The organism is Rhizobium sp. TH135 (assembly GCF_002855515.1).
Taxonomy (GTDB): Bacteria; Pseudomonadota; Alphaproteobacteria; order Rhizobiales; family Rhizobiaceae; genus Allorhizobium.
In genome coordinates this window covers 195,658-214,984 of sequence record NZ_PKRP01000003.1, presented here as the reverse complement: position 1 = coordinate 214,984, position 19,327 = coordinate 195,658, and the positions used below count along the sequence as shown (strand labels likewise).

18 protein-coding genes are annotated in these 19,327 nt (G+C 61.9%); 12 read left to right on the top strand and 6 right to left on the bottom strand.

What is annotated here, in order from left to right; all coding sequences use genetic code 11:
* The first annotated feature begins 117 nt into the window (after positions 1 to 117).
* The 4 genes from C0V73_RS09940 (at position 118) to sseA (ending at position 3,826) form a co-directional block, all read left to right on the top strand.
* Entirely contained in the window at positions 118 to 369 is a 252-nt protein-coding gene (locus tag C0V73_RS09940) for a type II toxin-antitoxin system Phd/YefM family antitoxin (protein ID WP_102019846.1), read from the top strand.
* Between the two features lie 215 nt (positions 370 to 584).
* Positions 585 to 1,622 (top strand): cysteine synthase A, encoded by a 1,038-nt coding sequence (locus C0V73_RS09935; protein WP_102019845.1) that lies wholly within the window; start codon positions 585 to 587, stop codon positions 1,620 to 1,622.
* Positions 1,623 to 1,642: 20 nt separating this feature from the next.
* Complete coding sequence (locus tag C0V73_RS09930) at positions 1,643 to 2,374, top strand: alanyl-tRNA editing protein (RefSeq protein WP_102019844.1); 732 nt, start codon at positions 1,643 to 1,645, stop codon at positions 2,372 to 2,374.
* A gap of 27 nt (positions 2,375 to 2,401) precedes the next feature.
* Positions 2,402 to 3,826, top strand: coding sequence for a 3-mercaptopyruvate sulfurtransferase (gene sseA, locus C0V73_RS09925; RefSeq protein ID WP_102019843.1), 1,425 nt, complete (start codon positions 2,402 to 2,404; stop codon positions 3,824 to 3,826).
* Positions 3,827 to 3,836: 10 nt separating this feature from the next.
* Here the strand turns inward: sseA and C0V73_RS09920 are convergent, their stop codons facing one another.
* Complete coding sequence (locus C0V73_RS09920; RefSeq protein WP_102019842.1) at positions 3,837 to 4,751, bottom strand: DUF4344 domain-containing metallopeptidase; 915 nt, start codon at positions 4,749 to 4,751, stop codon at positions 3,837 to 3,839.
* A 160-nt stretch (positions 4,752 to 4,911) separates the two neighbouring features.
* Here C0V73_RS09920 and C0V73_RS09915 point away from each other — a divergent pair, with 160 nt between their 5' ends.
* Entirely contained in the window at positions 4,912 to 5,379 is a 468-nt protein-coding gene (locus C0V73_RS09915; protein WP_102019841.1) for a DUF1203 domain-containing protein, read from the top strand.
* A 116-nt stretch (positions 5,380 to 5,495) separates the two neighbouring features.
* Positions 5,496 to 6,593 carry a catalase family protein gene (locus C0V73_RS09910; RefSeq protein ID WP_102019840.1) on the top strand — a complete coding sequence of 366 codons (1,098 nt, stop codon included), beginning with the start codon at positions 5,496 to 5,498 and terminating at the stop codon, positions 6,591 to 6,593.
* Positions 6,594 to 6,652: 59 nt separating this feature from the next.
* Here the strand turns inward: C0V73_RS09910 and ald are convergent, their stop codons facing one another.
* Positions 6,653 to 7,771 (bottom strand): alanine dehydrogenase, encoded by a 1,119-nt coding sequence (gene ald, locus C0V73_RS09905; RefSeq protein ID WP_102019839.1) that lies wholly within the window; start codon positions 7,769 to 7,771, stop codon positions 6,653 to 6,655.
* A 159-nt stretch (positions 7,772 to 7,930) separates the two neighbouring features.
* On the opposite strand from ald, the gene C0V73_RS09900 reads away from it, so the two are divergent.
* The 4 genes from C0V73_RS09900 (at position 7,931) to C0V73_RS09885 (ending at position 11,409) form a co-directional block, all read left to right on the top strand.
* The gene (locus tag C0V73_RS09900; RefSeq protein WP_102019838.1) at positions 7,931 to 8,392 is read left to right on the top strand and encodes an Lrp/AsnC family transcriptional regulator; all 462 of its coding nucleotides are present in this window, start codon (positions 7,931 to 7,933) and stop codon (positions 8,390 to 8,392) included.
* Positions 8,393 to 8,482: 90 nt separating this feature from the next.
* Positions 8,483 to 8,818 (top strand): PilZ domain-containing protein, encoded by a 336-nt coding sequence (locus tag C0V73_RS09895; protein ID WP_102019837.1) that lies wholly within the window; start codon positions 8,483 to 8,485, stop codon positions 8,816 to 8,818.
* A 161-nt stretch (positions 8,819 to 8,979) separates the two neighbouring features.
* A complete protein-coding gene (locus C0V73_RS09890) occupies positions 8,980 to 9,318 on the top strand; it encodes a PilZ domain-containing protein (protein WP_102019836.1) in 339 nt (112 codons plus the stop codon).
* Positions 9,319 to 9,420: 102 nt separating this feature from the next.
* Positions 9,421 to 11,409, top strand: a complete 1,989-nt coding sequence (locus tag C0V73_RS09885; protein WP_102019835.1) for a bifunctional 2',3'-cyclic-nucleotide 2'-phosphodiesterase/3'-nucleotidase — start codon at positions 9,421 to 9,423, stop codon at positions 11,407 to 11,409.
* A 66-nt stretch (positions 11,410 to 11,475) separates the two neighbouring features.
* Here the strand turns inward: C0V73_RS09885 and C0V73_RS09880 are convergent, their stop codons facing one another.
* Entirely contained in the window at positions 11,476 to 12,414 is a 939-nt protein-coding gene (locus C0V73_RS09880) for a LysR family transcriptional regulator (RefSeq protein ID WP_102019834.1), read from the bottom strand.
* Positions 12,415 to 12,545: 131 nt separating this feature from the next.
* Here C0V73_RS09880 and C0V73_RS09875 point away from each other — a divergent pair, with 131 nt between their 5' ends.
* Positions 12,546 to 13,157, top strand: a complete 612-nt coding sequence (locus tag C0V73_RS09875) for an FMN-dependent NADH-azoreductase (RefSeq protein ID WP_102019833.1) — start codon at positions 12,546 to 12,548, stop codon at positions 13,155 to 13,157.
* A gap of 71 nt (positions 13,158 to 13,228) precedes the next feature.
* On the opposite strand, the gene amt is transcribed toward C0V73_RS09875, so the two are convergent.
* Entirely contained in the window at positions 13,229 to 16,366 is a 3,138-nt protein-coding gene (amt, locus tag C0V73_RS09870; RefSeq protein ID WP_245407935.1) for an ammonium transporter, read from the bottom strand.
* 201 nt (positions 16,367 to 16,567) lie between these two features.
* A complete protein-coding gene (locus tag C0V73_RS09865) occupies positions 16,568 to 16,888 on the bottom strand; it encodes an HlyU family transcriptional regulator (protein WP_102019832.1) in 321 nt (106 codons plus the stop codon).
* Between the two features lie 112 nt (positions 16,889 to 17,000).
* Between C0V73_RS09865 and C0V73_RS09860 the strand changes: the two genes are divergently transcribed.
* A complete protein-coding gene (locus tag C0V73_RS09860) occupies positions 17,001 to 17,990 on the top strand; it encodes an alpha/beta fold hydrolase (RefSeq protein ID WP_102019831.1) in 990 nt (329 codons plus the stop codon).
* Here C0V73_RS09860 and ilvA read toward each other — a convergent pair.
* Positions 17,983 to 19,233: a threonine ammonia-lyase gene (gene ilvA / locus C0V73_RS09855; protein ID WP_102019830.1), complete on the bottom strand. Its 1,251-nt coding sequence runs from the start codon at positions 19,231 to 19,233 to the stop codon at positions 17,983 to 17,985. The two genes, C0V73_RS09860 and ilvA, sit on opposite strands and share 8 nt — an antisense overlap.
* Positions 19,234 to 19,327 lie beyond the last annotated feature (94 nt).

Sequence of the window (19,327 nt, the reverse complement as noted above, 5' to 3'; positions counted from 1 at the left end):
AGAGAATGCTTCAATTTGTAACGATCGGCACACGTCTAGGCCCTCACCAAACTCGCACTTGACCTATCCGTCGCCCCGCATTCAATAGACCACCTATAGACACCTCCGGAGGCGAGCATGTCGAGCGTGAGCGTTGCCAATGCCAAGGTCAGACTTGCCAGCCTTGTCGATGAAGCCGCCACCGGCGCCTTCGTCACAATTACCCGTCACGGCAAGCCTGCCGCTATGCTTGTCAGTATCGAAGTGGGAGAGGCAGCGAAACGTGCGATGGCGAAGCCCAAGCCAAACTTTGGCGAATTCCTGATGTCCTATCCCGGCCCCGCCGATGTTGGGGTCCAAACACTTACATCCGTCGCCTTCAGAACCTAGCCTCCTCCCCCGAACGCATTTTCCCTCCCCCCGCCGCTGCGCGAAAAGCCATTCCTTGCCATTCCCTGCCTCCGAGCCGAAAACACCGGTTCACTCCCGCGCCAGCCGCTCCGCCCGCATAATCTTGTCCAGAAGGACAAAATTGCAGCGTTCCCCGGTTTTCTTCCCCGCGCATTTGGTTCTAGTGTCCGCGTCAGACAAAAAAGGCAGACATCATGGCATTCCACCCCTCCGTGCTCGAGGCGATCGGCAATACGCCTCTTATCCGGCTGAAAGGCGCCTCGCAGGCGACCGGCTGCACCATTCTCGGCAAGGCCGAATTCCTCAATCCCGGCCAGTCGGTGAAGGATCGGGCCGCCCTCTTCATCATCCGTGATGCCGAGCGGCGCGGGCTCTTGCGTCCCGGCGGTGTGATCGTCGAGGGCACGGCCGGCAATACCGGCATCGGCCTGACGCTCGTTGCTAAGGCGCTCGGCTATCGCACCGTGATCGTCATCCCGGAGACCCAGAGCCAGGAGAAGAAGGACGCGCTGAAGCTGCTCGGCGCCGAGCTCGTCGAAGTGCCGGCGGTGCCTTACAAGAACCCGAACAACTATGTGAAGATCTCCGGCCGCCTGGCCGCAGAGCTTGCGAAGAGTGAGCCGAATGGCGCGATCTGGGCGAACCAGTTCGACAACACGGTCAACCGCGACGCCCATATCGAGACGACCGCGAGGGAAATCTTCGAGCAGACCGGCGGCGCCGTCGATGGCTTCATCTGCGCGGTCGGCTCGGGCGGGACGCTTGCCGGCACCGGCATCGGCCTTCGCAACATGAAGCCCGGCGTCAAGATCGGCATCGCCGATCCGGAAGGGGCTGCCCTCTTCGAATACTACAAGAACGGCGAACTGAAATCCTCGGGCTCCTCGATCACCGAAGGCATCGGCCAGGGCCGCATCACCGCGAACCTCGAGGGTTTCACCCCGGACTTCGCCTATCAGATCCCCGATTCCGAAGCGCTCGACATCGTCTTCGACATCGTCGAGAACGAGGGCATCTGCCTCGGCGGCTCCTCGGGCATCAATATTGCGGGCGCCATGCGCCTCGCCGGGGATCTCGGCCCGGGCCACACGATCGTGACGATCCTCTGCGACTACGGCAATCGCTATCAGTCGAAGCTCTACAACCCGGATTTCCTGCGCTCGAAGGGTCTGCCAGTCCCGGCCTGGCTCGAAAAGCGCCCCGCCTTCGACCTGCCCTTCGAGACCGTCTGACATTTTTTGAAAGCACTGCCATGACCACCATCGCCCTCTACCGCGACGATTTCTATCTCTCGACGGCGGAGGCGGTGGTGACTTCGGTGCATGAGGACGGCGCGGTCGAACTCGATCAGACCTGCTTTTATGCCGCATCGGGCGGCCAGCCTGGTGATACCGGCTTCTTCGAACGCGAAGACGGCAGCCGCATCCAGCTTGGCGAAACCCGCCACGGCGCCACCAAGGACGTGATCCTGCACCGCCCTTCTGACGGTGAGCCGCTGCCTTCCGTTGGTGAAAAGCTCGTCCTGCATGTCGATTGGCAGCGTCGCTACAAGCTGATGCGTATGCACACCGCCTGCCACCTGCTGTCGGTCGTCTGCTCCTATCCGATCACGGGTGCGGCCGTCGGCGAGGATGAAAGCCGGGTGGATTTCGACATGGGCGAGACCATCGATAAGGATCAGGTGACGGCAGACCTGATGAAACTCGTCGGTGAAAACCACCCGATCACGCTGCAATGGATAACCGACGAGGAGCTTGCGGCTAATCCCGGCATCGTCAAGTCGAAGAATGTGCGGCCGCCCGTCGGCCTCGGTCGCGTTAGCCTTGTCTGCATCGGCGAGAACTCCGCCGTTGACAGCCAGCCCTGCGGGGGCACACATGTTTCGGAGACCCAGGAGGTCGGCGCGATTCATATCGCCAAGATTGAAAAGAAGGGCAAGGAGAACCGCCGGTTCCGCATTCGCTTTGGAGCCCCGGAGACCTAAGCCATAGGAACACTACGGGAGAAGTGCATGTCCGGTGAAAGAAGCCGTTTCGTCGTTTCGGCGGATTGGGTCGAAAAGAACCTCGGGTCTCCCGGCTTCAAGCTCGTCGATGCCTCCTGGTATCTGCCGGCGCATAATCGCAACGGTGCCGTCGAATATGCCTCCGGCCACATTCCGGGCGCCGTCTTCTTCGATCAGGATGTGATTGCCGACACAACGACCGGCCTTCCCCATTCCCTGCCCTCCCCTTCGTTCTTTGCGCAAGCCGTCGGTCAGCTCGGCATTTCTGCCGAGGATACGATCGTCGTCTATGATGGCCCGGGCTTCTTCTCTGCCCCCCGTGTCTGGTGGATGTTCCGCGTCATGGGCGCACGGCGCGTCTATGTGCTCGAAGGCGGCATCGATGGCTGGAAGGCGGAAGGCCGCCGCCTCGAAACGGACCTGCCCGAACCTGCCCCTGTCACTTTCGAAGCCCAGTTCGACCGGGCAAGGCTCACCTCGTTCGACCAGATGTCCGGGATTGCCGACGAGGGCGACAAGCAGATTGCCGACGCGCGTCCTGCCGGCCGCTTCACGGGCGATGAGCCCGAGCCGCGCGAAGGCATGCGCTCCGGCCATATTCCCGGTGCCCGCAGCGTGCCTGCGGCATCGCTGTCGGAAAACGGCCGCCTCAAGGATCTCGCCACCCTGCGCTCGATTTTCACCGACGCCGGCATCGATCTCAACAATCCCGTGGTCACTTCCTGCGGCTCTGGTGTCACGGCAGCGGTCGTGACGCTTGCGCTCGAGAGCCTCGGGCATACCGACAATTCGCTCTATGACGGCTCCTGGTCGGAATGGGGCTCGAAGTCGGACACGCCCGTGGTAACCGGTCAGGCAGAACCGTTAGGATCGAAGACATCAGGACCGCTCACGGCCCATGTCACCCGGCTCGAAATGACCGCACCGCCGAAATCCAGCCTGCCGGTGCCGGTCAATATCCAGACGGCGATCATGCGCACGCATGAGATCCCGCTCCCCTTCTACCGCTTCCTGCATCGCCAGGTCGGCGCCCGCTGGCATTGGTATGAGCGCCTGCGTTTGCCCGACGACCAGCTGAAGGCAATCATCCACCATCAGAAAGTGTCGATCTCGGTTCTCTATGTGAACGGAGCTCCTGCCGGCTTCTACGAGCTGTCCCAGGAAAGCGACGATCTCGTCGAGCTCTCCTATTTCGGCCTCTTCGAACATGCGCTCGGCCTTGGCATCGGCAAGTGGTTCCTGCTGCAGTGTCTTTACGCCGCCTGGACCAGCAATCCGAAGACGGTGACGGTCACCACCAATTCGCTTGACCATCCCCGTGCGCTGCAGCTCTACCAGCAGTTCGGCTTCTCGCCGGTCGGGACCTATGAAGCGCTGGTCGATCCGATGACCGACCAGGAACTTCTGGCGCTGATCAAGCGCGACGGCTAAAGGCCGTCGCTCAGTCCTTCTTCTTCAGCTTGACGCTGGTGGCTTCGGTTTCCTCTTCGGAAAACTCGTCAGCCACCTCTTCGCCGCTGGCATCCTCTCCGCCAGCGGTCTGGTTCTCGAACCAGTTGGCGATCAGACCGGCATGGAAGGCCGCCATCTCGTAGCAATAGGTGATCTCTCGGTTTTCGGCGTACCAGAAGGCGTTTTCCGTGCCGCAGGTCTTGCCGGTGATCTTGATGCCGTCCTTCAGACCATAGCCTTCGCCGAATACGGTCGCGATCGTCTCCAGCGCGCCCGCACTCTTCAGGAGATCGGCAAAGCCCTGCAGGTCCTCGTTGCCGGCAGGCTCGTAAGTCACCTCGAACTTGGTCTTGGCGCCTTCCTTCATGTTGGCGGCGAGCAGGCTCATCCAGCTGTCGCGCGCCTTCTGGTATTCGAAGGCACATTCCTGGCGCCGCTCTTCGGGAAAGTCCAGCGAATCGGCAAAGACCTTGAAGAATTCAGCATTCGCTCCGGTCATCATGCAAACGATCGCAAAGGCGCGCTGGCGGTCGAGGCCATGCGTGCCCATGAAGTCGTCCTCCTGAGGGCCGTCTTCCTTGGCCTCATCGAGCAGGAACCAGCCGTCGGCGGCGTCCTGGATCGTGGTGTTCAGGTCTTCGTCCTCAGCGCCGAGCAGCAGCACGGAGGAAAGCGCGTCGACGGCATCCTCCTCGCGGCCGAGCACCGGCAGGTTGAATTCCGACACCAGCATGTGGCCGGCCTCGTGGAAGAGGATGAAGATCGCGTTGTTGACGACGAAGCGCTGGCCTTCTTCCACTTGTTCCGCGGTCAGCTCGGCCGCCCGGACAGGCGTGGATGGCTGGAAAAGACATGCAGCGGACAAAGCCAATACCGCCGCAGCTGCGGACTTGATAGACGTCATGGGAGCCCCTCACCCGATGTTTGATCGCCGCATTATCTATCGCAGAGGTTAAGCGAGAGAAAAACGCCATTTTTGACAACATCTCCCCGCGCAGGAATCGGGTGGCGGCTCTGGTGCGGCTGAGAGGACAATGCGACATCCAACCTCAGGAGAGATGTCCATGACAACCGTCCACTTCATCCCCATGCCGTCCGCAGAAGCCGCCGCCTACCGGGAGGGTACCCCCGATGCCTATGGCCTTGCCCCGGAGCAGCGCATCTCGCCCGGCGGCTATCCCTGCCGCCATTGCCTCGGGCCCATCGCGTCGGGAGAGCCTTATCTCACCCTTGCCTACCGCCCCTTCCCGACGCTCCAGCCCTATGCGGAGACGGGTCCAATCTTCCTGCATGCAATAGCCTGCCCGCGCTACGAGGCCGCAGAGGTGCTGCCCCCGATGCTTGAAAGCCCCGACTATATCGTCCGCGGATATGGCTACGACGACCGCATCGTCTATGGCAGCGGCGGCGTGGTGGAGACTCGAGCGATCACCGAACGCGCCGGAGAGCTCTTCGCCAATCCCGATATCGCCTATCTGCATGTCCGCTCGGCCCGCAACAACTGTTACCAATGCCGGATCGATCGACCCTGATCGCGTCTGCCCTGGATTGACTGGCGCCACCGCCGGGCCGCCCTCCCGTGGTCCGGCAGGAACCTGCAGTGCCCGCCTGCGTTCCCGTTTGCGGAACAACACGGACGGAGACCTCAATGCAGCCCAATCCACCGATCCCCTATCGCGCCGACCTCGAAACGATCGATCCCGACGAGCAGACGGCCATCGCTGATATCACCGAGAGCATGCTCTACATCATCGGCAAGACGCATGAGGATCTCGGCCATGCGCAGCGCAGCGTGCATGCCAAGAGCCACGCCCTGCTGGAAGCGAGCGTCACCGTCCATCCCGATTTGCCCGCCGAGCTGCGGCAGGGCCTCTTCTCCCGGCCCGGCCACAGCTATCCGGCCGTTATCCGCATCTCGACCATCCCCGGCGACCCGCTGCGCGACAGTGTCTCCCTGCCAAGAGGGCTTGCGATCAAGCTCTTCGAGGTGGAAGGCGAGCGCTTGCAGGACAGCCTCGACGACACCACGCAGGACTTCCTCTTCGCCACGGCCCCCGCCTTCGCCGCACCGGATGCTGCAGGTTTTGCCAAGAACCTGAAGCTGATCTCTCGGACCACCGACCGGGTAGAATGGGCAAAGTCGGCCTTGAGCTGGATCCTCCGACCGATCGTCAGGGGTCTCGAAGCCATGGGTGCCGATGCCGGCGCGCTGAAAGCCATGGGGGGCTATCCCGAGACGCATCCTCTCGGCGAGCACTACTACACCCAGGTCCCGTCCCGCTTCGGCGACTATGTTGCCAAGCTCGACATCGTGCCGCGCTCGGCCAATTTCCGTGCGCTCACGGATCTCCGGCTCGACCTCTCCGAAGGTCCGGACGTGCTTCGCCATGCCGTGGCTGATGTCATGGAGCGCGAGGGCGGCGAATGGACCCTGCGCGCGCAGCTTTGCCGCAACCTCGAGACCATGCCGATCGAAGATGCCTCGGTCGTCTGGCCGGAGGAAGAAAGCCCCTATCTGGAGATCGCGACCATCCGGGTTGCACCCCAGACCTCGTGGTCCATGGATCGCTCCCGCGCGGTGGATGACGGGCTGACATTCCGCCCCTGGCGCGGCGTCGAAGACCATCGACCGCTCGGCAATGTGATGCGTGCCCGCCGACACGTCTATCCCATCGCTGCCGACCGACGGTCGCAGCTGACCGGCTGTCCTATGCATGAGCCGAAAACGCGCCCGATGCTGCCTTGAATGACCAAGGGCTCCGGCATGTGCCGGAGCCCTTCTGACGTTACGGGAGGAAACTTCCCTTAAGCGACGTTGAGAACCGCTTCGGGTGCATGGGCCGGATAGCCCAAGGCATCGGCCACCGGCTTGTTGGTGATGCGGCCCTTGTGGACGTTGAGGCCATTGCGCAGGTGACGGTCTTCTGCAATTGCCCGCAGGCCGCGATCGGCCAGCGCCAGACCGTGGACCAGCGTCGCATTGTTGAGCGCATGTGCCGAGGTTATCGGAACCGCACCCGGCATGTTGGCCACGCAATAATGCACGATGCCGTCAACGACATAGGTCGGGTCGGAATGGGTCGTGGCATGCGAAGTATCGAAGCAGCCGCCCTGGTCGATGGCGACGTCGACGATGACGGCACCCTTCTTCATGCCGGACAGCATTTCGCGGGTCACGAGCTTCGGAGCCGCAGCACCGGGGATGAGGACCGCGCCAATGACGAGATCGGCGGAGAAGCTTTCCTGCTCAAGCGCATCGATCGTGGAGTATACGGTGTGGACGCGACCGCCGAAGATGTCGTCGAGCTGGCGCAGGCGCGGCAGCGAGCGGTCGAGGATGGTGACATCGGCGCCGAGGCCGACGGCCATCTTGGCCGCATGCAGACCAACCACGCCGCCACCGATCACGGTGACCTTCGCGGGCAATACGCCCGGCACGCCGCCGAGCAGGATGCCGCGGCCGCCATGGGCCTTCTGCAGAGCCGTTGCACCCGCCTGGATGGCCAGCCGCCCGGCGACTTCCGACATCGGGGCGAGCAGCGGCAGACCGCCGCGCTCGTCGGTCACGGTCTCATAGGCAACGGCGGTAACACCGGATTCGAGCAGGCCCTTGGTCTGTTCCGGATCTGGTGCCAGATGGAGATAGGTATAGAGGATCTGGCCTTCGCGCAGCTGCACCCATTCGGAAGGCTGCGGTTCCTTGACCTTGACGATCATGTCGGACTTTTCGAACACGTCCTTGGCTGTGGCTGCGATCTTCGCGCCAGCGGCGATATAGGCGTGGTCATCGGCACCGATCCCGGCGCCCGCACCCGTTTCAATCAGGACATCATGGCCATGCGCCACATATTCTCTGACGGCACCGGGGGTCAGACCAACACGGTATTCATGGTTTTTGATTTCCTTCGGGCAACCGACACGCATGAAGCGTTCCTCTCTCTTATTCGCAGCCGAAGCTGCTTTGTTTCAGATACGGAAATTCAAACATTCTCCGCGCAAAATGTCCTTGCAAAGTGAAGGCCACGACCTCAGACAATTCGCAGCTTCTTGCGTCAGGAAGCCCTAAAACGGAGAAAGCTACGAATGGCGGACTTGGATGCCATCGATCGTGCCATTCTGAAGGCGCTTCAGGAGAATGGTCGAATGACCAATGCGGAGCTTGCCGAAACGGTGGGCCTGTCACCATCCGCCTGCTCGCGGCGCCACGACATGCTGGAAAAATCGGGTGTGATCAGCGGCTATCATGCACGCCTGTCGCACAAGGCGATCGACTACAAGATGATGGTCATCGTCCACATCTCGCTGTCGGGTCAGTTCGCCAAGACGCTGACCGAGTTCGAGGCTGCCGTGAAGCGCTGTCCGAACGTGCTCGTCTGCTACCTGATGTCCGGTGAATACGACTATATCCTGCGCGTGGCTGCCAAGGACCTTGAAGACTATGAGCGCATCCATCGCGACTGGCTCTCGGCGCTGCCGCATGTGGTGAAGATCAATTCCAGTTTTGCGCTGCGCGAAGTCATCGAACGCCCCAATGTGGGGCTTTGAAGACAATCCCGAAAATCCTAATGATTTGATTTAGACCGTTCTTACGGATGAGGCGTAGGTTGCCATCATTGTATTCACCAGGACGGCATCATGAGCAATAATCTCGGAATGGATGTTCGCAAATCTCCGCGCAGCCGCTGCCGGCTCGACAGCAAGATCCACTATTTCCAACAGCAGGCGGATGCGCGCGTGATCAACATATCACGCACAGGCCTTGCCCTTGAACTCAGCACCAAACTGACCGCCGCTGCCGGCAGCCAGGTCACCATCGAGAATGACGATATCGGCCATCTCGAAGGCGTCGTCCGCTGGAACTATGGCGGCCGAATCGGAATCATGTTCCGCCCCAACAGCAATTCGATCGCCAAGATCGCCGCGTATTTCCGCCACTTCCATCAGGAAGTCCGGCCGGTGCTGACGCGCTGAAACCCTGCCGAATTAACGGTAAATCGCGGGGATAAGCCCCCAAATACCTAAAATCTCCTAGGGAGTTTGCTCGCATTCTAATGACCTTGGCCAGATGCCGTTAAGGCGCCTGGCCGAGGCTTCCTGCGTTTCATTCAGTCATTTTGACGGAGCGCATAGGAATGCTTGCAGCCAAACTCAGCCCCGACGGGCGCCGGACCCAGCGCATTCGCTGCCATATCAGGGGTACCCTCGAATACATGGGGCATAAGCTGGACATCCGCATTCTCGACATTTCCAGAACCGGCATGGCCTTGAAGCTCGAAGGCTGGATCGAGGCCAAGCGCGGGGCAACTGTCGCGGTGCGCTGCGCCGAACTCGGGCATATCGAGGGATCGGTGCGCTGGTACCGGGCGGGCAAGATGGGCGTCGAGTTCGAGCAGACCAGCAATTCGGTTGCCCAGATCACCGCATACTTTCGCAACTTCCACCGCGACCCGCGCAACCTCGTGCCGGCCTGAGCAGCGGAAAGGGCAACGTCTCACCCCTGTCATTTTACAGGTGCAAGCATCTTGAAAGCGACTTAACCTCTGTCGCTTTCAGAACCAGTTTGTGAAGCCCTCATGCCGTCCCTGCTCGATTTCTATCCGCTGTCCCGCCGCTCCTTCCTGGGCGGCATCGCCGCCTCTGCCGCGCTCGTCACGCTGCATCCCTTCGCCGCCCGCGCCAATGGCAATCAGGCGCATCTCCGGCTGATGGAGACCACCGACATCCACGTCAACGTGATGCCCTACGACTATTATGCCGACAAGCCGAACGACACGATGGGTCTGGCGCGCACCGCAAGCCTGATCGACAGCATCCGCGCCGAGGCCGGAAACTCGATGCTCATCGACAATGGCGACTTCCTGCAGGGCAATCCGATGGGCGATTACATGGCCTATCAGAAGGGCATGAAGCCGGGCGACGTGCATCCCGTGATCAAGGCCATGAATGCGCTCGGCTATGATTGTGGCACGCTCGGCAATCACGAGTTCAATTACGGCCTGAACTTCATGTTCAACACGTTGGCCGGTGCGCAATTTCCCTTCGTCTGCGCCAATCTCACCAAGGGTCAGCTCGCCTCCGACCCGAAGCAGGATGCTCTCTACTTCAAGCCCTACCACATCATAGAAAAGCAGATCCGCGACGGCTCGGGTGCGACGAGCCCCATCAAGGTCGGCTTCATCGGCTTCGTGCCGCCACAGATCATGCTCTGGGATGCGAAAAACCTCGAAGGCAAGGCCCAAACCCGCGACATACTGCAGGCGGCGCGCGCCTGGGTGCCGCAGATGAAGGAGGAAGGTGCCGATATCGTCATTGCCCTCTCCCATTCCGGCATCGACGGGCACGGCGAGACGGAAGGCATGGAAAACGCCTCGCTCTATCTTGCCGGCGTCGAGGGTATCGACGCGATCTTCACCGGCCACCAGCATCTCGTATTTCCCGGCCCGAAGGATTTCGACAACGTGCCGGGCGCTGACGCCGTGAAGGGCACCCTGCTCGGCAAGCCCGCCGTGATGGCCGGCTTCTGGGGCTCGCATATGGGTCTCATCGACCTTCTGCTCGAAAAGGACGGATCAGCTTGGAAGATCGTCGACTTCACCTGCGAGGCGCGGCCGATCTACCACCGCGATGACAACCGCAAGGTCGTTGCCGACACCACAGACAAGGCCGAGATCGTCGCCTCGGTCGCCGCCGAGCACCAGGCGACGCTCGACTATGTACGCACGCCAGTCGGCAAGACGTCTGCGCCGCTCTATTCCTATTTCGCCCTGGTGGCCGACGATCCCTCGATCCAGATCGTCTCGATCGCGCAGTCGTGGTACATCAAGGACATGTTGAAAGATGGGCCGCACAAGGATCTGCCTGTGCTGTCGGCAGCGGCCCCCTTCAAGGCCGGAGGTCGCGGCGGTGCGGACTATTTCACCGACGTTCCCGCCGGCGATATCGCGATCAAGAACGTCGCCGATCTCTATCTCTATCCGAACACGATCCAGGCGGTGGCGATCACCGGCGAGCAGGTGAAGAACTGGCTGGAAATGTCCGCCGGCATCTTCAACCAGATCGAGAAGGGCGCGAAGGATGCGGCCCTCATCAATCCGGACTTCCCGTCCTACAATTACGACGTCATCGATGGCGTCACCTACCAGATCGACCTCACCAAACCTGCCCGCTACGACAAGGACGGCGTCGTCGTTCATCCGGAATCAAGCCGCATCGTCAACCTGCAGTTCGACGGAAAGCCAATCGATCCCGGCCAGACCTTCGCGGTTGCCACCAACAATTACCGTGCGGGTGGCGGCGGCAAGTTTCCGGAAATCACGGCCGACAAGGTGATCTTTGTCGGACCGGATACCAACCGCGACATCATCGTCCGCTACATCGTCGACCAGGGCACGATCAACCCGTCCGCCGACGGCAACTGGTCGTTTGCGCCGATTGGCGACACCACCGTTGTCTTCGAAACCGGACCGAAGGCCCGCGAGCATCTCGCCGGTTTCAAGGGCGCCAAGATCGAGGATGCAGGTGAAGGCTCGGACGGCTTTGCAAAGTTCCGGCTGACGCTCTGACCGGAGCAACATTGCTCGCTGCATGATAAAAACTACGGAATCGATTCAAGGTGTTGAATCGATTCCTTAAACCACTTTAGCAAGTGGCGCGGGTGCGAAATCCATGGGGCAATTCGACAACTGCTCCTCGAAGGCGCGGATCAGCCAGGTGCCGGCTGGCCCCGGCGGATTGTCGGTCCGGCGGATGGCATAGAGATTGTAGGATCCCTGTTCATAAGCCGGCAGATCCAGATGCACGATCCGGCCCTTGGCCAAATCTTCGCGAATGATCGAAGCCGGCAGTCCGCCCCAGCCAAGGCCACCGCGGATCAGCTGGTGCTTCGTCGCCATGTCGCTGACCCGCCATGTCTTGAAGGACAGCACGTTGAAATCGCGACCGGAGGTGAGGTCCGAGGCGTCGCTCACGACGATCTGGGTTTCCTCGCGCACGTCCTGCAGCGAAAGCGTCCCCTTGCGTGACGCCAAGGGATGATCGACGGCTGCAGCCGGTAGCAGGAAGTTGTGGCCGATGCGGGTGACGATCAGCGTATCGTCCTGCCGGGTCGGGGAGCCGCCGATCCCGATGGTCGCCCTGCCGCTCATCACAAGCTCCACCAAGCGCCCGAGTTCGCCAACCTCCAGGCGCAGCGAAACGGTGGGGAACTGCCGCTGGAACTCACGCAGCACCGCCAGCATGGCGCCCGTCGGCACGAGAACGCTGATGGCAACCGACAGCTCCGCTTCCAGCCCCTGATGCATGCTGCGGACCTTGGCGCGCATCACCTGCAGATCGCCCACGATCCGGCGCGCGTCGGTCAGCATGGCCCTGCCTTCGTCCGTCAGCCGCGGCTGACGCGTGCCCGTCCGCTCGAACAGCGTCACGCCAAGCTGGCTTTCCAGGTTGCCGATCGTGTAGCTCACTACGGACTGGGCGCGGTTGAGCTGCCGGGCGGCGGCCGAAAAGCTGCCGGTATCGGCCACAGTGAGAAAGACCTGCAACTGGTCGAGGGTCGGGTTGGCATCCATGGCGATCGGGCATCCATCCAGTTATTCGATATGACCAATCTAGATTATCACAGTTTCATTGATGCGTGCTCGGACATAGATGCATGGCAGGCCTGCTCCCAAGGGCCAGTCATCTTTCGAGGAAATTGCACATGTCATCCATCCTTCTCGTCACCTCCAGCCCGCGCGGCTCGGAATCCCTCTCGAACGCGATCGCCACCGAGCTCGCCGAGAAGTTTGCCGGTACGGCAGGCACGCTGGTTCGCCGTGATCTCGTCGAGACCCAGCTCGACCACGTCGACGGCACCTTCACCGCCGCCATCCGCAAGCCGGCCGATGCACGCAGCGCTGAAGAGGCTGCTTCGGTTGCCATCTCCGACGAGCTGGTCGCAGAACTCATGGCTGCCGATACCATCGTCATCGGCACCGGCCTCATCAACTTCAACATCTATTCATCGCTGAAGAGCTGGATCGACCATATCGCCCGCGCCGGCCTCACCTTCAGCTACACCGAGAACGGCCCGGTCGGTCTCGCCACGGGCAAGAAGGCCTATCTCGTGCTCGCCGCTGGCGGAATCTATTCGTCCGGCCCGGGCGCGCCGATGAACCATGCCGTACCCTATCTGAAGACGGTTCTCGGCTTCCTCGGCATCGAGCTGGTCGAGACGGTCTATGTCGAGGGCGTAGCATACGGTCCGGAAGCCGCCGAAAAGGCAGTCGCTTCGGCCAAGGCCAAGGTCGAGGAACTGGCGCGCGCCGCCTGACCTTAGATACTCAACGTCACGGAAGCGCGGCCCTTACGGTCGCGCTTCCTGCAAGATCCGCCTGAAAGACTTTACGCGCCGGCGGCCCTCACGCCCGGCAGATCCTGGTCAACGCGGGCAGACCGCTTGTCGAGACGGATGGCAAGCCTGGCGATCTTCTTCAATTCCGTCACGACCGTGTCGACCACCGCATTCGCCACCTCGCCCACCGGCAGTGGCCTACCCAGCAGGTAGCCCTGCAATTCGTCACAGCCCGCCGCACTCAGATAGCGGGCCTGCTCGACCGTCTCCACGCCCTCTGCCACGACCCGCATGCCGAGCCCGCTGCCAAGATCGATGATCGTACGGACGATGGCGTCGGCTGTGTCCTCCGTGCCGAGCGCCGACACAAAGCTGCGGTCGATCTTGATCACGTCGAACGGGTAGCGGCTGAGATAGCTCAGCGACGAATAGCCTGTGCCGAAATCGTCGAGCGCGATCCTGAGGCCAAGCATCTTCAGATGACCGAGAATGAGGCGCGCCCGCTGGTCGTCGTCAATCAGCACGCTCTCCGTGATCTCAAGCTCAAGCTGATGCGGCGAAACGCCGGAGGCTCCGAGATTGGCCTCGACCCTTTCGAGAAACTGCGGGTGGCGGAACTGGACCGGCGAGACATTGACGCTGATATGCAGGTGTTCAGGAAAACCCGCTGCCAGGCGGCAGGCTTCGGCAAGCACCCATTCCCCGAGATCGATGATCTTGCCTGACACCTCCGCCACCGGGATGAAGTCCCCCGGCTGGACCATGCCGCGATCCGGATGCTTCCAGCGGACAAGCGCCTCATAGCCGATGATCGCGCCATCGCGGGCGGCGACCCGCGGCTGGAGATAGAGCTCGAACTCGCTGCGCTCCAGCCCGCGCTCGATATCGGCCTCCAGCGCGCGCCGCTTCTCGATCAACTCGTCCATGCCCCGGCGATAGGCACGGAACGTGTTCCGGCCGGACTTCTTCGCATGATAGAGCGCGACGTCGGCGCGGCCGATCAGTTCGTCGAGTTCACCTGCATGTTCGGGGCAAAGCGCACCTCCGATGCTGACGCCGCATTTGATGCGCTCGCCCTGGCCGGTGTCAAAGGGTTGCCGGAAGGATTCGATCAGTCGACGGCTGACGTCTTCGAGCTGCGCTTCGAAATGGCAATTGCCGAGAATCACAGCGAATTCGTCGCCACCCAGTCGCGCCGCCATGTCAGAAGGACCGAGAACCTCGGTCAGACGCCGGCTGGTTTCGCGGATCACCTCGTCACCCGCCGGATGCCCGTAAAGGTCGTTCACATCCTTGAAATGGTCGAGATCGACGAGCAGAACCCCGCAGCCCCAGCCGTCGTTGGCTTGGGCGACATGCGCGGCCAGCGTCTCGGTGAAGAGCGCGCGGTTGGCAATCCCGGTCAGCGGATCATGCTGGGCGAGATGGCGCATGCGCCCCTCGACGGCCTTGCGCTCGCGCAGATCCACCAGGCAGCTGATGCGGATGTGGCGTCCGCGATATTCGATGTTGCGGCCACGCGCCTCGATCGGGATCGTCGTGCCATCCATGCGGACGATCTGGAATTCCCGCGACACGTCGGGCGCCGGGTTCGGGTCATCGATCAGCAGACGTCGGCCCGTTTCATCGACCAGATCGAGGATCGAGGTGCCGACAAGGTCCCTGATCTTCCGGGCAGTCAGCACTTCGAATTGCTCGTTGCCGTCGATGATCAAGCCGTCTTCATGCATCACGATGGCTTCGAATGTCGCATTGGCGAGCGCCGTCACCCGATCTGCTTCCTCCTGGTCGCGGACCTGCGCCTCAAGTTCGCTACGGCTGCGCTCCTGCTGCTGGATATTGTCCATCAGACTGTTGAAGAGCCGGGTGAGCTTCTCGGCCTCATCGCCGGGATCGACTGCCAAGCGGTCGCCGAGATCCGCCTTTCCGGAGACGAGCTTCGACAGCGCATCCTCGACATGGCCGACGCCCAGGCGCGTCCCGTGCTCGGCAATATTCAGGCCGATATCCTCGGCCTCTGCCGTCACGCGAATGGGCACAAGCTTGTCGAGCGTCCAGAAGAAGGCATAACCGAGACCGAAGGCCCAATAGAAATTGAGCGCAGACCCGAAGATCTGGATGTAAAGCTGGTCGAAACGACCGCCCGCGGGTAGCCTGTCGACGGGAGCCAGAAGCGCAAGCGCCACGGTTCCGGCAACGCCTGCAAAGGCATGCACGCCAACGGCACCGACCGCGTCGTCGATCTTCAGCTTCTCCTCCATATACTGGTTGCCGTAGAGCGCGACGATCGAACCGAGCGCGCCGATCAAAAGCGCGCCGCCGGGCTCGAGGAGGTGGCAGCCGGCCGTCACCGCGACCAGGGCGCCCAGCATGCCGCAAAGCGCCTTTTCCGGCAGCACGACACCGTCCTGCTTGGCACCGATCACGTAACCGACGCAGGTGCCCATCCCACCCGCCAGCACGGTATTGAGGATGATAGGGGCGACATCGGCATTGGCCGCGAGCGTTGAGCCGCCGTTAAAGCCGATCCAGCCGAAAAACAGGATGAGAGCCCCCGTCGTCGAGAGCACCGGATTGTTGCCGGCAATGCGGATCGGTCGTCCCTCGGCATCGAAACGCCCGCGCCGCGAACCGATCACCAGGCAGGCGGCAAGTGCCACCCAGCCGCCCGTGGCATGCACCACGGTCGACCCGGCGAAATCGACGAAGCCGAGATTGGCGAGAAATGCACCGGAATTGGGGCCGATGGCCGTGCCCCAGACCCAGTGGACGAAAACTGGATAGATGAGCGTCGAAAGAACGATCGAGCCGAGCACATAGGCAGAGAGCGACATCCGCTCGGCGACCGCGCCCGAGACGATGGTCGCCGCCGTGCCGCAGAACATCACCTGAAAAACAAAGAAGCCGGCAAGCCAGCTGTCGAGGCCCTTCAGCAGGAAATAGTCAGCATCGATGCCGAACGGAAGCACACCGGAGCTGCCGAAAGCCAGCATGAAGCCGATGGCGGCAAAGCCGACCACGCCGAAGACGAAATCGAGCAGGTTCTTCTGGGCGACATTGATGGAGTTCTTCGATCGGACCATGCCGGCTTCGAGGAGCAGGAAGCCCACCTGCATCATCATCACCATGCCGGCGGCGGCCATCAGCCAGGCGAGATCCGCCGAAGCCTTGGCGGCTTGGATCGTCACGGCCTCTTGTGCGGCTACAGAGGGTGTCGCCGCCAGAAGGGCAGCTCCCGTTGCAAACAAACCGAAACGAAGAAAAAGTCCGGAGAAAAACGCATTAATCACTTGAAAAACCCGAGCAATATCTCGGGCGTCAGTGTTGCGCTGCATCATTAACATTCGGTGACCGCAAAGAAACATTTCTTCGCGATACTACGGTAAGCCTCAGACGATACGCGTCTGTTCCCCGTCACCGAAGAGAGCCGGGCCGTTCTGGTCGATGATCTGCTGCGCCTTGCGGAAGGTGCAGTCGAGCGCATCGTCAAGCGAGGTGAAGACGTCGGCGCGGATGAACTTCCGCTCCAGTGTCCGACCATCCACCTCCCGCTCGATACGGCCGGCCAATCTGAACTGGCTGCCTTCCCGGATAGGTTCGGCGTGGATGACGCAGTCCTTATAGGTCTGCGGCTCGGCCATGGGCTTGGCAGAGGCCTCGGACGAGGCGCCACCGGTGAAAATGGAGAGGATGCTGGACAGGATCGACATGTTTTTCCCCTAGCACAGCGAGGGGCGACGCGGAAGAGCGGGCGGCGCGGCTTTCCGTCGCCAAAGGTCATGCTAAGCTCGGTCCGGGCGGCTGAGACCCGGGGTTGAGGGAATGCGGAGCATCATGGGCCTATCGCTTGTTGTCATCGCCGTCGCGATCGTGGCGCTTGTCGTGCTCTATCGCTGGCCGCCGACGCTTGCCCTGGAGCGGGAGGCGACGATTCTCGCCGAGACTTCGCTGGGAGCCATTGAAACCCTCATTGCGGATCAAGAGAAAGCCGTGGGTGCCTTAAGGACAGGCCTCGCCAAAGAGATCGTCTGGGCCGATCCTGCCCGGCACCAGAAAACGCCGATCTCGGTTGTCTATGTGCACGGCTTCTCCGCCTCGCCCGCCGAGGTGCGCCCCCTGCCCGATCTCGTGGCCAAGGCGCTCGGTGCCAATCTCTTCTTCACGCGGCTTGCCGGTCATGGCCTCGCAGATCCGGATGCCCTGGGCCTCGCGACGATCGAGGACTGGGCCCATGACATCGGTGAGGCTCTGGCAATCGGGCGCTTGCTGGGCGATCAGGTGGTGGTGATCTCGACCTCGACAGGCGCTTCGCTGGTCACCTGGGCACTTGCCCGCCCCGCGCTTGGCAACCAGGTCGTAGCCTCCGTTTTCCTGTCGCCGAATTACGGCGTGCAGGCCTCCGGCAGCTTCCTGCTTACCGGTCCGTTCGGCGCGCAGCTCGCAAGGCTGATCATCGGGAACCGCACCGGCTTCCAGCCGATCAGCCCGCTCAATGCACATAACTGGACGACCGATTATCCGGTGACAGCGCTCATTCCCATGGCGCAATCGGTGCGGCTCGCGACCCATACGCCGGTCGAAGAAATCCGCATTCCTGCCTTCTTCCTCCAGTCGGCCGCAGACAAGGTCGTACGGCCCGGCCGGACGGCGGCCATCGCCGCCCGCTGGGGCGGTCCGCATCGGCTCGTCGATCCCGGCCAAACCGGCGACGCCAACAATCACGTCATTGCCGGGGACACCTATTCGCCTCAGACAACCGAACCGATCGCGCAGACGATCCTCGACTGGCTGGGCGAACAGGGAATCAGATGATCAGGTTGGCGAGGATTTCGTTTTCGGTGATGTCCTCGAAACCGAGGCCTGCCTGATCGAAACGATCGAAGAGTTCGGCGAAGTTTTCGCGCTTGCCGGTCTCGATGCCGATCAGGATGGAGCCGAAGTTGCGGGCCGACTTCTTGAGATATTCGAAGCGGGCGATATCGTCCTCGGGGCCAAGCAGATTGAGGAAGTCGCGCAGGGCGCCGGGCCGCTGCGCCAGGCGCAGGATGAAGTATTTCTTCAGGCCCGCGTACCGCATGGCGCGTTCCTTGACGTCGGGCAGCCGCTCGAAATCGAAATTGCCACCGGAGACGACCGCGACGATCGTTCGGCCGCTCAGGGCCACGCGCGGCAGAAGATCAAGGGCTGCAAGCGCCAGCGCACCCGCCGGCTCAAGCACCACGCCTTCGACATTCAGCATGTCGGTCATCGTCACGCAGATCGCGTTTTCCGGAACGATCAGCACCTGATCCGGCCGGAAGCCCTTGAGGGCTTCGAAATTATAGTCGCCGATCCGGGCAACGGCGGCACCATCGACGAAATTGTCGACCTTGGGCAGCGTGACCGCCTTGCCGGCTTCCAGGCTCTTCTTCAGGCTCGGCGCGCCTGATGGTTCGCAGAAGATCATCGCCTCAGGCGACACCCGGTCAGCCAGATATCCCGTCATGCCGGACGAGAGCCCACCGCCACCGACCGGCATCACCACGAGATCGGGCGTCACACCTTCCGGCAATTGCTGCATGACTTCGGCCGCCACCGTCGCCTGGCCTTCGATGATATCGGGATGGTCGAAAGGCGGCACCATATAGCCGCCGATCGCCTCGACATGCTCGCGCGCTGCTGCATAGCACTGATCGAAGATGTCGCCGACCAGCCGGATCGTGATGAATTCGCCGCCGAAGATGCGGGTCTTGTCGATCTTCTGCTGCGGCGTCGTCACCGGCATGAAAACCACGCCCTGCACGCCGAAATGGCGGCAGACATAGGCAAAACCCTGGGCGTGATTGCCGGCAGAGGCGCAGACGAAGGTGGTACCGGAGGGGCTGTCGCCGACGATCTTGCGGAAGAAATTGAAGGCGCCGCGGATCTTATAGGAGCGAACCGGCGTCAGATCCTCGCGCTTCAAATACACATTGGCGCCATACCGCGCGCTTAAATGTTCATTGAGCTGCAGAGGCGTCTCGGGAAAGAGGCCGCGCATCGCCTCCAGCGCTTCGTCGACTTGACTGGGGCTCACGTCGCCCTCCGTTGAATTTTGGACCAAGCCCCGCTATGGCATACACATCGGGCAGAGACAAAGCCTCTTTGCGCTGCAACAGACGGAAGTCATT